Genomic DNA, 319 nt, shown 5'->3' on the forward strand with positions numbered 1-319 from the left:
TTACCACGGTGTGGTTCATGACTGGGGTGAAGTCGTAACAAGGTAGCCCTAGGGGAACCTGGGGCTGGATCACCTCCTTAAACGATTAGCCGAGTTCTGGCATAGCGTTCACACGAATTATCTGACTGAGAAGTTATTGAAAGTTTTAAGCCATAAGCTTAACGAAGTTTATTGCTTAAAGCTTTTAGCTTTAACGCTCTTTAACAATGTGGATTTGATGAAATAAGTCTTGTTTTTAACAAGTGCCAATTTATGGTGATTTTATCGTTACGAACAGAGTCTCTTGAACAGACGCCTTCGGGTTATATGGTCAAGTGAC

At 41.1% G+C, this 319-nt stretch carries 1 rRNA gene; it reads left to right on the top strand.

Going from position 1 to position 319, the window contains the following annotated elements:
* A 16S ribosomal RNA gene (locus EOE65_RS17965) occupies window positions 1–80 on the top strand; the annotation flags it as partial.
* Window positions 81–319: the final 239 nt, after the last annotated feature.

Source organism: Neptunomonas marina (assembly GCF_004005935.1).
Lineage (GTDB): Bacteria > Pseudomonadota > Gammaproteobacteria > Pseudomonadales > Balneatricaceae > Neptunomonas > Neptunomonas marina.